Below are 12544 nucleotides of genomic sequence, written 5' to 3' on the forward strand. Positions count from 1 at the left end.
GCCGCGCCACGCGCCGCGCCGCCAACGCGCTCGCCGCCGCCGACCGCCGGGCCCGATTGCGGCGGCGGCGCAGTCGATGCCGTCGCGGGATCGATACCCGTGTTGCTCTTCGCCCAGCTGTAGCACGCGCCGTCATCTTTCTGTTGCTGCTGCGCGCTTTGTCCTTTCGACGGATACGCGATCGGCTTGCTTTGCGCAAGGGCATCCATGGCGATCGTTGCGATCATCATCGCAACGATCGCGCGCCAACACATTGCGTTCATATGGACTCCTTCCATCAACGTCTTTCGTCAACCTCAGCGATCCCTCCGTCACGGCTCGTTCACGCGCGTCCACGTCGGGTCCGGATCGAATTCCGTCAGCGGTGGCGCGGACGGGCCGCGGTTCTTCTGATACACCACTCCGTTGTTATTGACAATGAACGTCATGACGCCGCTCTCGCCGTATTGCGCCGGGTACGCCACCATCGCGAAGCCGGCCAGCATGCGCCCATTGATGATGTAGCTGAAAGCCCCGCCCGGCGCGTTCTTGCCTTGGCGCGTGAGAATGCGAAAGTGATAGCCGTGATACGCGTCGCCCGCGTGACGGTCCTTGAAATATGTCGAGCTCGCGGCGATCAGCGGACCGAAGGGACTCTGTTCTTCGCCCCGACTCTCATCCGCTGGCCAGTACAGTCCGTCGCGCTTGCCCGGCGAACTGCCGAGCTTGCGTGCATACTGCAACACGCCGTCCCCCATGCGGTCCTGCGAGGCGTACTCGCGCTGCGCATCGATATAAGCGCGCAGCACCTTGATCGCCTCGCGCTCGTTTGCGCCGATACGGCGGTCCAGCACTTCCTGCTCGCCCTCTTCCGTCGCGAAGCGCCAGACGCCGTTCTCTCTAACGAGCGGAATGGGCATGGGCCACGCATCGTCGCCGATCACGAGAATGCGGCGATCGGGCGACGCCTCTTCGAGCCGGTGAAACGCCTCGAATTCGGCAAGCGCATTGGCGCGCAACTGACGATTCTCGGCCTCGTCGGGCGTGACGACGAGCCGCTTGTGCGCGCTGCCGAAGATACCGATGAGCGCGGCGTCATCGTCCGACTTCAGCGCCTGCGCGAGTGCGCTCACGGCTTCCTCGGGTGTCGCGAAGGTCTGCTGGTCGCTCGCGGCGAGGAGCGTCGCAGGCGCGAGCAACATCGCGACTATCGCAAACGCCATGACGAGACGAGTCAAGCGGCCATCGGTTCGATGAATGTTCATAGGCATCCCCTAGCGACGACCTCCACGGCCGCCGCCGAAGCTGCGGCCCCCGCCTCCTGAGAAGCCGCCGCCTCCGCCGCCACTGAAGCCGCCACCGCCTTGAAAGCTGCGACCGCCCTGGCCGCCTGCCATCGACTGCCGGCTCGCGGCCCCGCGCGCGCTGTTAGCGCGGGCGCTTTGACCCGAACCATAGCCGCTCAATGCATCGCCGCCGCGCGCCTGAAAGTTCGATGCGCCCTGCGCGCGAGGCGTGTTCTGCATGGCGGGTTGCGTGCGTGCAGAAGCGCGCTCCGTGCCGCCGGCCCCGCCGAAACCCGCGCCTGCACCGCTCGCACGCGAAGGCGCGTCGCCCACACGCTGCATCGAGGAACGCCCGCCGCTGCCGGAGACCTGTCCGGGCTTCTTCTCGGAGCGCCATGTGCTCGACTGTTGTGTCGCGCCCGAGCCGGACCGGTTTGCCGCGCGATTGCTCAGGTTGTTCTGCACATCGGCTCGATTAGCGTTTTGTTCGCGGTTGATGTTGATGGTGTTATTGCCGCCGTTATAGTTGGCCTCGTACCGTCCGCCGTTCCACGCCGCGGTGATGGCCGCGCCCCAGATCATGCCCGTGGCGAAGGCCGCGCCGGGCGCATACGGATAGTAGTAAACGGGATAAGGCGCCGGGGCGTACGTATAAACCGGCGTCGGACTGCTCACGACCACCGTGGACGGGTTGTACTGCGGTACATAGATGACCTCGGGATTCGACGGCACGATCTTGATCACCTCCTTTTCGACCACGACCGTCTGCTTGTCGTCGCTCTTCAGGTTGCCGACAGACTGAGTTTGCCGGCGAAAACGCTGCACGGCCTGCAAGACGGCATTCTGATCCGCCACGACCGCTTCGCCGAGCGCGACCGTCCAGTCGAGATCGGTGCTCATCTTATTCACGATCTCGGGGTAGTTGAGCAGCGCCTTCACCGAGTCTTGCCAGCGTTCGTCGACCGGAAGATTGTTGTCCGCCTTTCTGCGTTCGAGAAACCGGTCTGCCTGTACTACCTCGACCGGATACGTCGAAGCCGGAAGAATGATTGCAACAAGGTCGTCGGGATAAAGCGCAATGGGACCGACGAGCTTGTCCAGATCCGCGGGACTCATTGCCGCCGGGGGCGGGACGCTTGCCGCCGGCGCCTGAGCGAGCGTATGCGCGCCACATGCGAGCGCCGACACGACCAGAAGCACGTTGATGAACTTGGGCATTGTTCTCTTACCACCGAAGTGGCCGTCTCTCGCCATCATTCAAAACAGTGAGACAAACTCATTCACCCATGCTTAAGAGACGCTGTCCGTATGAGAATCGCCGGCGGTCGACCGCATACGCTGTTGCATCAACCGCCGGTGTTGAATCGCGTGGCGTCGGACATTCTGAAAAACGAGGTGATCTGCAAGGACATACACGGGCCAAGCAGCGTCGTCATTCGTTCTTTTCGCCGCTTATGGCGCAACGCGCTAGAAGACGCAGCCATGAGCAATAGATGTTAATTGAAAGATATGCGAAGCCTTTAGCGAATTCAAGAACTCGGGCGCGGCCATTCGACGGCATGGATGTCCTGACCAATCGATCTGACTTACCCGCCCAACGCGATGATCGCCATCGTCAGAAGCACGCCCAACGTCACCATAGCGAACCCCGCTTTCAGCGCGCCCCATCCCGCATAGGAGCCCAAAGCAACGCCGCATCCGAAGAGCATCACGAGCGTCAGCGCGCGTGACACGAGCAAGGCAGTGGGAACGTGCCGGATGATGACGAACGGAGCGGCGACCGGGAACGTAGAGAGCACGATGATGATGAAGATGCCCAGCGCGGCAAGAAAATCGTCACGCTCCAGCGCGGGGCGCTCCGGCAGCGCATCGTATCGAGCGATGCGACTGCGAATCGATTCCAGCTCGGCGTCCGAGAAGAATGGCGCGAGAAACGGCGGCAGTCTTGCGCGCAGTTCTCGCACGCCTTCTGCCGCGTCGAGTTCGCGCTTGATCGCAAACGCGAGCGTGCGCCGCCGCCCCCGGTTCACGAGCGTGCGCATCAGATACATGACGGCATCCGCGAGCCCCCACGCGAGATTGCAGCCGAGGGCCGTGTACAGCATCTTGCGGCCCGCATCTTCTCCGCTCGTCGCTGCGGACACCGTCCCGACGAACGTCAGCGCCATGAAGAGCCCGAAGCACAGTTCGGACACGCGGTCGACCGTATCCAGCACGGGCGCTCGTGTGTTGCCACTCGGTTCGACTAGCGGAGCATCGGCGGTGGTGTCCGGCAGCATGAGATGTCACCCCGCCTTGACTTCGTTCACGAGCGGCTCGTTATGCTCGAACGCGGTAATGCTCGCGAGCGTGGTCTCACAGATAGTCGTCAACGCCTCGCGCGTCAAGTACGCCTGATGCCCGGTCACGATCACATTAGGGAACGAGATGAGCCGCTGAATGATGTCGTCCGGAATGATTTCATTGGACAGATCGCGGAAGAACAAGTCCGCCTCCTGCTCATACACGTCGATTGCGAGCCCGCCCAGTTGCCCGCTTTTCAGGGCTTCGATCACGGCCTCGGTGTCGATCAGCGCGCCCCGGCTCGTATTGATGAGCAAGGCGCCACGCTTCGCACGCTTGAGCGTCTCCGCATTGACGATGTGATGCGTTGCGGGAGTCAGCGGACAGTGCAGTGAAATGACATCGGCTTTCTCGCCGATCTCGCCCGGCTGCGCATAGCGCAGGCCCATCGCCTCAAATTCTTTCGACGGATAGGGATCGTAGCCGATCACATTACAGCCGAAGCCGAGCATGATCTTCGCAAAGACGCAGCCTATCTTCCCGGTGCCTACTACGGCCACCGTCTTGCCGCACAGATCGAAGCCGATGAGTCCGTCGAGAGAGAAGTTGGAATCGCGTGTACGGTTATAGGCGCGATGCACTTTTCGATTGATGGCGAGCAACAGCGCGACGGCATGTTCGGCGACTGAGTTGGGCGAGTACGTCACGACGCGAACGACCTTGAGCCCCAGGCGCGCGGCGGCTTCGAGGTCGACGTTATTGAAGCCCGTGCAGCGCAGCGCGAGCAATCCAGTGCCGCCGCTTTTCAGCGCCTCCAGAACGGCGGTGTCCGCTTTGTCATTAACGAAGATGCACACCGCGCCGGATCCCGCAGCCTCTCCGACCGTATCTCGATTCAGCGAGACGTCGAGGTATTTGAGCCTGTGGTGCGCGGATTCGTTCGCCTGATCCAGAAACTCGCGCTCGTAACGCGTCGAACTAAATATCGCCACGTCCATGATTTCATCTCCGATACGATAGCTAGCCGCTGGCCAGCGAGATTGCGATCTGCACGAACAGCACTTTGACGATGGTCATCGACGGGAAGATCATGGCGTACATGACGTCGGGCTGATCCGTGGGCGCGATGCGATTGGCGAACGCGAGAATGGCGGGATTGCCGGTCGCGCCGCACACGACGCCGGCCGAGGTATCGAAGGGCAGCTTGAATAGCCATAAGCACGACGCGGCCGTAACGCCCACGAGCACGAGCAACGTGATCACGCCGTAAAGAAGGAGCAACGGCCCCGCTGTGCCGACGGTCGCCACGAACTTCGGCCCGCACGAAATGCCGACCTGCGCAAGAAAGATCGTGAGCCCGAGGTTGCGCAGAACGAGATTCGCCGATAGCGGCATGACCCACACGAACGGTCCGTTGCGCCTCGCTTTTCCGAGGCACAGCGCGAGCAGCAGCAGCGCAGCGAGACCGAGGCTGAAGCTGCCGAGGCCGGGCACCCGCAACGGAACGGCGCCCAGCAGCAATCCCGCCGCTGCGCCGATTCCGAGGCAGATGAAACTGAGATCCGCCGTGCCCTTGATGGAATCGCCGAAGAATGCACGAATCGTCGCGCGATGCGCGCGATTCACGAGCACGCCTACGCGGTCGCCTGCTTCGAGAATGAGATCGGGCGTCGAGAGTAAATCGGCGTCGCCCCGGCGCACATGCGCAATCGAACAGTTCACGCCGCCGGGAAACCGCAGCTTGCCGAGCGGCATGCCGACCACCGCCGAATTCGATGCGAACACGCGCATATAGTCGATGTCTTCGCGATCGCTCGCGATGCGTCCCGGCTGCGACTCGCCGCATAACGCGGTGGCCTCGTCGAGCAGGCGCCGGTCCGTGGCGGTGACAAGCAGTACGTCGTCGGACTGCACGATGAAATCGTCGGCGGGCAACTGATTATGATGCGCGCGCCGCACTGCGGCAATGGACACGCCGAGCGGCAAGCGGCTGAGGAGTTCCGATAGTCGCAGGCCGAAGAAACTTGCGTTCTTGAGTGCGATCTCCGCTGTTTCGAGTACCTTCGCTGGCGGCTTCGGAATCGATACTTTCAGCAACACGTTAAGCGCATAGAGAAACAGAATGGGGCCGGCCACGCCGAACGGATAGGCGACGCTATAGCCCACTGCGGCATCATTGCTCTTTAGTGATGCAATGGCGACCTGGAGGCTGGCCGTGCTGGTCCCGCTGCCCGCGAACATCCCGAGCGCGTCCGAGAGCGTGATGCCGAACCGAATGAAAGCGCATGAGACGAGGCCCGCCGCGATGACGCCGAGGCAAGCAGCGGCGTTCGCCTTCGCCCCTTCACGGCTAGTCAGCCCTCTGAAGAACTGCGCGCCGTACTGAATGCCGATGCCGTACAGGAACAGCAGCAAGCCGAGCGTGCCCAGCAAGGCCGGCGGTGCCGACTTCGGCGCAAAAGCGCCAACGGCGAGTCCGACGAATAGCACGGCCCCCGAGCCGAGCGCGACGCCCTTGATCGTGATCTCGCCGATAAGATAGCCCAATGCGATCGTGAGAAACAATGCGAAGAGCGACTGGCTTTCGAGAAACGTTCTGACTGCGTCCATGTGGCCTCCTGTGTTTGAATCAGGCAACGCAGCGATACAGAAACATTAAAGGCGGTTTGTTTGAAGCAGTCCAGCGGCGTTTGATAAGCGCCGTCGCGCCGCGCTTCAGTGCGATTCGCGGCCACGACACTCCGTTCCTCAAAGCAGACTATTGATCCACTTACAACAACTCTCTCGCAGATGTCGGAGAGGAAAGCCACACTGTCGGGAAAAGGCGCCTTGAAACGAGCAGTGATTCGCCTACAACTTATTCACGCCTAACAACAAGTCTGCGACGCATAGTTCCGTGCGCCGTGCCGAATGCACTCGCCATGCATTCGGTTCTCTAACCGGGAAGGGAATGAAAGAAGCTGTCGAGAGCATCCGCTCGGTTGTCCTGGCAGGAGTGCTCATCTTCGCATCGCCGGCCGCATCGCTGGCCGCCGGTTCAGAGACGCTTGCTCAGGTCGAAGCGAGAGGCGTTCTCCGATGCGGCGTGAGCGAAGGCATAGCCGGCTTCTCGGTTCAGAATGCGTCCGGGCGATGGACGGGAATGGATGCCGACTTCTGCCGAGCCGTCGCTGCCGCAGTCCTCGGCGATCCTGACAAGGTCGCATTCGTTCCTCTCAGGACGTCCGCGCGCTTTCCCGCACTTCGGACGCGTCGCATCGACCTGCTCGCGCGCAATACGACCTGGACCTTGCTCCGCGAAGGGACGCTCGGCGTACAGTTCGCGGGCGTTCTCTTCTACGATGCTCAAGCGTTCATGGTGTGGACGAAGAGTCCCATACGCGCGGCCTCGTCCCTCAATGGCGCGACGGTATGCGTGCAGCGCGACACCTCGAGCGAGGGCAATCTTTCCACGTATGCTCACGCGAATGCACTGGATCTCAAGCCGCTCGTCGTCACATCGGTGGATGCGCTCGAGCGCGCGTTCCTCGACGGCCAATGCAGCGCCGTCACGGGGGACGCGTCGCTGCTCGGCGCGATACAAGCTCGCGCGCCGGGCGGGGCATCGTCGGTCTTCATTCTTCCCGAACGCATATCGAGGGAGCCGCTCGGCCCCGTCGTGCGAGACGACGATATCGCGTGGCTGACCGTCGTGCGTTGGGTCCTGTTCACGTTGATCATTGCGGAAGAGTTCGGCGTGACCCGCGCCAATTACGAGGAACGAATGCGCGACCCACGCGTGGCGCGCGCTCTGGTTCCCGACCCAGCAGTGACGAATATGCTCGGCATCAAGCCTGGCTGGACAGCGAGAGCGTTAAGCAGTGTCGGGAATTACGGAGAAATGTTCGATCGCAATCTCGGCACCGCAAGCCCTCTGCAGATGAAACGAGGACTCAATGAATCGTGGATGCGCGGCGGCCTGATGTACGCGCCGCCGATGCAATGACGGAAGAATGCACCGTGAGCGACTGGCAGATCTACCTCGTAGTCGGCGTTTTCTCGACGGTCATACTGGTGATCGCCTTCAATATCATCGACATGACAGTTGCTGCGCTTGTTGGCGCGAGCCTACTCATCGCGTTGCGCATTCTCGACGAACAGGACCTGCTCGACACCGCGCGAACCTCGGCCGGCCCTATCAGCTTGCTTTTCGGCGGCATGGTCGTGGCGCGAATACTGGCCACGACCGGGCTCTTCGACGTGATCGGCGACATATACCTGCGGGCGACGGCGGGAAGCGGCAAGCGCTTCCTGTTGCTGCTGATCGTAGTGGTCGCGCCGTTGTGCGCGCTGTTGCCGAACGCGACGACAGTGATCCTTCTCGCACCGATCATCGTTCGCGTGGCCCGCGCATTGGACGTCGACATTGCTTCACCGCTCATTCTCACCGCTATTCTCAGCAATGCGGCCGGACTGCTGACGCTCGTCGGCGACCCGGCCACGTTTCTCGTCGGCAGTTCCATCGGCATGACGTTCGGCGAGTATCTCAGGTACGCGAGTCTCGGCGGCCTGCTGTCCATCCTCACGGTCGTTCCGTTGCTGCCGTTTATCATGCGCGACATATGGGGCGTCGTCAGGCCCGTGCCCAAGCGCGACCGACGTGCAAGACTGCAAAGGCCGGTTTATGCGGCGCTGTCTCTTGTGGTGCTCGCGCTGATGATGCTGCTCTTCATCCTCGGCGAAGAACTGCCGACGCGCATCGTTCCGCCAGCCGTCGCGGTGATCGCGAGCGCGCTTGCGCTTCTCGTGGCCTTTGCGTTCAAGATCGAGCCGACCGATCGCGTGCTGCGTGACGTCGACTGGAAAACGCTCGTGTTTCTCGCGTGCATCTTTTGTCTCGTGCAGGCTATGGTCAAAACGGGCTTGCTACAGGTGATGGCGCTGAAGCTCCATGAGTGGTTCGGGACCAATCTGATGCTCGTTACGCTCGCGATGATTTGCGGCATCGGCCTGCTCTCGTCCTTATTGGCCAACGTGCCGGTTGCCGCAGCTTCTATCGTGATGTTGAAGGCTTATCTCGTGACTGCCGAATTCGTCCCTGAAGCGGCGATGGCGGATCAATTCACACACTGGCCTCAAACAGTGATACCCGTATTCGTCGGCATGATGTATGGGGCGACGCTCGGAGGTAACGCGACGCTGATCGGATCGGCTGCGAATATCGTCGCAGCGGGCGTCTGTGCGAACGAAGGACGTCCGGTCACGTTCGCCCGCTTTCTGCGCTATGGCTTACCGGTTACGCTGCTCCAGCTCGCGGTAACGGCGGCTTACGTCATGATCCTGTCGAAGATATTGCGTTGACTTCGTATAAACGATTCCTGAGTTCACGCTGCCACGCTTAGATTTCTCTCACCATCAATCTTTCGGGCGTTTCAACCACTGCACGGTGTCGGCGTCAGCGAGCATTTCTCTGACGCACTCGACGAGATAGGCCGGCTCGACGGGCTTGCCTATCACGCGCACGCCGGCCGGACGCTCGCCAATCTCGCCACTGAAACCGGACACGATGATCGCCGGCAGATGCGGGGCCGTCTGCCTGAGACGCTCGATGAGCTCTTGTCCGTTCATTCCGGGCATGCGAAAGTCAGTGACCAATGCATCGATCGATTCGCTCTGACTGATGGCGAGCGCAGCGTTGCCATCGTAGGCTGCGGAAACGCGGAACCCGCGCAGCTCGAAGTAGCGCTGAAAGACATACGCGATCGCGACCTCATCATCGACAATCAGTACGTGCCTTGTCCGGTTCTCATCCTTCATGGCGAAAATCATCGGCTGCCTGAGACGGGAGCTTCTTCTCGAGCGAAGCGCGCACGTGCTCGGCCAGATCGCTCACCCGATAGGGCTTCGTGAGCGTTGTGATGGACGCTGCGGACACGTTCGCGGCGGGGAGTTGATCCATATAGCCCGTCGCGAGCAATACGGCGATATCCGGTTGTCGTGCCCTAACTTGCTCTACGAGCTGCAAGCCATTCATTCCTCCGGGCATGATGATGTCAGTGAAAAGCAAGTCGACATCGCCATATCGCTCGATGACTTTCAATGCTTCCTCACCGCTCTGCGCGGACAGCACGCGATAGCCGAGATTCTTCAGATGGCCAAAAGCGAGCTCGCGGACGTCGCGGTTGTCGTCCACGACCAGCACTGTATGTTTGCCGAGAATCGCTTCGGTGCTCCAGTTGAGAGACTTGTCGCCTTTCTGGCTTACATCGCTCTCGGCATGACTGACCACCGGGAAAATCATGCGTATCGTCGTTCCCTCTCCGGGCGTGCTCTCAATCTCGAGCCGGCCGTGCGACTGTTGTACGAATCCATGAACCATTGCGAGGCCGAGACCGGTGCCCGGCCCCTTGGTCGTAAAGAACGGTTCGGTGGCCCGTCTCAGGACGTCCGGCGTCATTCCTTCTCCGTGATCGATCACGCAGATCACGACATAGATTCCGGGTGTCAGGTTATGCGCCTCGATTCGCTCAGCATCATTGATGACCGAGGTGGCAACCGTGACCCTTCCGCCTTTCGGCATGGCGTCCCGAGCATTGATAAGCACATTCAGCAATGCCATTTCCATGTGCGTTGCATCGATGGTGCACGCCGGCAAGCCGGGCTTCAGGTCGAGGTGCAGGTCGATCTTGTCGCCGAGCGTTCGGACCAACATCTCACTGAATTCGACCACCAGCGTATTCAGATTGAGTTGCTTGGGCTCCAGGCGTTGCTTTCGAGCGAAAGTGAGCAGTTGCTGAGTGAGTTTGCCCGCTTTCTCTCCCGCCGACATGGCGCGTGCAATTGCTTCGCGAGTCGCCTGCCTGTCGTCGAGGGACGCTGCAGCCAGTTCCAGATTCCCCGTGATGATCTGCAGAAGGTTATTGAAGTCATGCGCGAGCCCGGCGGTCAACTGCCCGATGGCCTCCATCTTCTGCGCCTGCAGGAAGGACTGCTCCGAGATCCGGCGGCGAGTAATGTCCATCTGGGACGAGAAATAGTAGAGTAACTTCCCCTCCTTATCGAACACGGGTCCGATGAACAACGCGTTCCAGAACGGCTTGCCGCTCGCCTTGTAGTTCAGGACGTCCACTGCGACCGCCCGCTGCTCACGCAGGGCATTACGAATTTCATCCACAGCGCGCGCATCCGTTTCCGCGCCCTGCAGGAACCGACAGTTGCGTCCGAGAACCTGCTCCTCGGTGTACTCGGTCAAGTCGAGAAACGCGCGGTTGGCAAAAACGACAGGGTTGTCCGGTTGATTCGGGTCGGTTACGACCATCGGCATTCGCGTCATTTCGACTGCAGCGAAGAAGATGTTGCTTCGGTCATCCAGTCCAGGCCGGGAGATCTGGCTTGCTTGCCAGTGCTTGAGTCCGGGATTGCCCAAGGGCGAATAAGCGCTGCCTTCGAGTTCGCCGTCTGCGGGCCGGCCGATGCTCTGGCCATTTCCTTGTTCATCGCCGTGCTTGTTCAAGACTTCGTCTTTGTCGCTGCCCTTTGCCATATCTTCTTCGCCAGTGTGTGTGATTTAGGCCCCATCGCAAAGAAGCATCGAGGGGATGCCGGCAACCTTTGCATGGTACCAATTGCTCGATGCAGCTTCGTCCGTTGCTATGACTGCGCCTTCTCGACGCGGTGCAGCCACGCGAGCGAAATAAGCACGATAACGACCGTGATCGCGGCGAACGTGATCGTCGCGGGTGTGATGCCGATGCGTTGCACTGCGACTCCGATGGCTATCACGGGCAGCGATATCGCAACATACAGCACCACGAAAAACGCCGCTGTCACTTCCGCCTTGCGCTCGGCCGGGCTGCGATTCGATAGCTCGCCGAGTGCCGCCCGAAAGCTGATGCCCTGCCCGAGTCCGCAGAGCATCGTCCCGATGACGAATGCGGTGGACGAATGCAGCGATGCGCATAGGCCGAGCAGCGCGAGACCGATCACAAGCGCGACTGAACCTGTACGCTGCCGCCATTTTTGCGGGATGCGCTTCTCGACCGCCTGACCGATGGCCGAGCAGAGAAAGATGAAGAAGACTGCGAGGCCAATCAGCAAGCCGCTGCGGTAACCGAGCACGTTACGCATGAGTTGCGGCGACACGGCGGTAAAGAATCCGACAACGACGAAGCCCGCGAATCCAGACAACGCCGCCGGTACGAATGCAGCACGCACCTCTCGCGGGAGCGCGATGCGCTGCATGTGCAATTTGGGGTGGTCGGCCACGCGCGCGGTTTCGGGCGCGCGGCGTAGCAAGAGCCACGCGGGCACCAGCAAGGCGATATGCGCGAGGTACGAAAAACGCATGGGCCAGGGCGCGAACTCGACGAGCGCCCCGCTGAGGACAGGTCCGAAGCCGAGCCCAAGCATATTGGATGACGTTGCAGCGAGCATGGCCTTCGCACGCGAGTCGGCCGGACTCGCTTCGATCACCGCGACGGTCGCCGTCGACGTGAAGATGCCCGCCGAGATGCCGGAAACGAGACGTCCGAGCAAGAGCATGAGGAGGCCGTCGGCGAAGAGAAAAATCAACGCCGAGACGGCGGACGCCACGAGGCCGGCCATCAGCATGCGCTTGCGGCCGAGTTGATCGGACCAGCTGCCCATCGCCAACAGCGCGCCGAGGACCCCGACCGCATAGGCGGCGAAGATCACCGTAATGGTCGCGGGACTGAAGCCGTAGGTCGTCTGGTAATCGTGATAGATCGCGGTGGGCAGCGTCGTGCCGGCCATGTTGATCATGAACACCAGTGCCAATGCGAGGTAAGCCGGCATGCGGAAGGTATGCCCATTTGTCGAAGGATCCGGGTGCTTTAGCACGCTCCGTGCTCGGCCGACCTTTTCGCAAGAGCGGCAGGTGAATGTTGTCTTTTGAATACCGCATTCGGCTGACGCCTCGTGCCGTGAACGCTGCCGTCGCCGCGTCGCCGGGCCAAAAGAACGCCTTGACAGACACTCTTACGATATATATCTTTAGA

10 protein-coding genes and 1 pseudogene are annotated in these 12544 nt (G+C 61.2%); 2 read left to right on the top strand and 9 right to left on the bottom strand.

All coding sequences use genetic code 11. The features are described 5' to 3' along the window. The 6 genes and pseudogenes from NCR35_RS20630 to NCR35_RS20655 form a co-directional block, all read right to left on the bottom strand. Positions 1-227, bottom strand: a pseudogene (locus NCR35_RS20630) (hypothetical protein); the annotation flags it as partial. An 84-nt stretch (positions 228-311) separates the two neighbouring features. After that, positions 312-1244: a DUF2950 domain-containing protein gene (locus NCR35_RS20635; protein WP_250535780.1), complete on the bottom strand. Its 933-nt coding sequence runs from the start codon at positions 1242-1244 to the stop codon at positions 312-314. A 9-nt stretch (positions 1245-1253) separates the two neighbouring features. Then, positions 1254-2483 carry a DUF3300 domain-containing protein gene (locus tag NCR35_RS20640; protein ID WP_250535781.1) on the bottom strand — a complete coding sequence of 410 codons (1230 nt, stop codon included), beginning with the start codon at positions 2481-2483 and terminating at the stop codon, positions 1254-1256. A 368-nt stretch (positions 2484-2851) separates the two neighbouring features. Beyond that, positions 2852-3544 carry a hypothetical protein gene (locus tag NCR35_RS20645; RefSeq protein ID WP_250535782.1) on the bottom strand — a complete coding sequence of 231 codons (693 nt, stop codon included), beginning with the start codon at positions 3542-3544 and terminating at the stop codon, positions 2852-2854. A gap of 6 nt (positions 3545-3550) precedes the next feature. Further along, positions 3551-4546, bottom strand: coding sequence for a 2-hydroxyacid dehydrogenase (locus NCR35_RS20650; RefSeq protein WP_250535783.1), 996 nt, complete (start codon positions 4544-4546; stop codon positions 3551-3553). A gap of 22 nt (positions 4547-4568) precedes the next feature. After that, complete coding sequence (locus tag NCR35_RS20655) at positions 4569-6158, bottom strand: aspartate-alanine antiporter-like transporter (protein WP_250535784.1); 1590 nt, start codon at positions 6156-6158, stop codon at positions 4569-4571. Positions 6159-6498: 340 nt separating this feature from the next. Here NCR35_RS20655 and NCR35_RS20660 point away from each other — a divergent pair, with 340 nt between their 5' ends. Beyond that, positions 6499-7533 carry an amino acid ABC transporter substrate-binding protein gene (locus NCR35_RS20660; RefSeq protein ID WP_250535785.1) on the top strand — a complete coding sequence of 345 codons (1035 nt, stop codon included), beginning with the start codon at positions 6499-6501 and terminating at the stop codon, positions 7531-7533. 14 nt (positions 7534-7547) lie between these two features. Next, positions 7548-8888 carry an ArsB/NhaD family transporter gene (locus NCR35_RS20665; RefSeq protein ID WP_250535786.1) on the top strand — a complete coding sequence of 447 codons (1341 nt, stop codon included), beginning with the start codon at positions 7548-7550 and terminating at the stop codon, positions 8886-8888. 54 nt (positions 8889-8942) lie between these two features. Here the strand turns inward: NCR35_RS20665 and NCR35_RS20670 are convergent, their stop codons facing one another. The 3 genes from NCR35_RS20670 to NCR35_RS20680 form a co-directional block, all read right to left on the bottom strand. Then, a complete protein-coding gene (locus NCR35_RS20670; protein WP_250535787.1) occupies positions 8943-9344 on the bottom strand; it encodes a response regulator in 402 nt (133 codons plus the stop codon). After that, a complete protein-coding gene (locus NCR35_RS20675) occupies positions 9334-11070 on the bottom strand; it encodes a histidine kinase famiy protein (protein ID WP_250535788.1) in 1737 nt (578 codons plus the stop codon). Before NCR35_RS20675 ends, NCR35_RS20670 begins: the two co-directional genes overlap by 11 nt. A gap of 107 nt (positions 11071-11177) precedes the next feature. Further along, the gene (locus NCR35_RS20680) at positions 11178-12386 is read right to left on the bottom strand and encodes an MFS transporter (protein ID WP_350029220.1); all 1209 of its coding nucleotides are present in this window, start codon (positions 12384-12386) and stop codon (positions 11178-11180) included. Positions 12387-12544 lie beyond the last annotated feature (158 nt).

The organism is Caballeronia sp. AZ10_KS36 (assembly GCF_023631105.1).
Lineage (GTDB): Bacteria > Pseudomonadota > Gammaproteobacteria > Burkholderiales > Burkholderiaceae > Caballeronia.

Bases quoted from the DNA above. Each gene is read 5' to 3' on its own strand.
- NCR35_RS20635 (WP_250535780.1), bottom strand. From the start codon at position 1,244: ATGAACATTCATCGAACCGATGGCCGCTTGACTCGTCTCGTCATGGCG.
- NCR35_RS20640 (WP_250535781.1), bottom strand. From the start codon at position 2,483: ATGCCCAAGTTCATCAACGTGCTTCTGGTCGTGTCGGCGCTCGCATGT.
- NCR35_RS20645 (WP_250535782.1), bottom strand. From the start codon at position 3,544: ATGCTGCCGGACACCACCGCCGATGCTCCGCTAGTCGAACCGAGTGGC.
- NCR35_RS20650 (WP_250535783.1), bottom strand. From the start codon at position 4,546: ATGGACGTGGCGATATTTAGTTCGACGCGTTACGAGCGCGAGTTTCTG.
- NCR35_RS20655 (WP_250535784.1), bottom strand. From the start codon at position 6,158: ATGGACGCAGTCAGAACGTTTCTCGAAAGCCAGTCGCTCTTCGCATTG.
- NCR35_RS20660 (WP_250535785.1), top strand. From the start codon at position 6,499: ATGAAAGAAGCTGTCGAGAGCATCCGCTCGGTTGTCCTGGCAGGAGTG.
- NCR35_RS20670 (WP_250535787.1), bottom strand. From the start codon at position 9,344: ATGAAGGATGAGAACCGGACAAGGCACGTACTGATTGTCGATGATGAG.
- NCR35_RS20675 (WP_250535788.1), bottom strand. From the start codon at position 11,070: ATGGCAAAGGGCAGCGACAAAGACGAAGTCTTGAACAAGCACGGCGAT.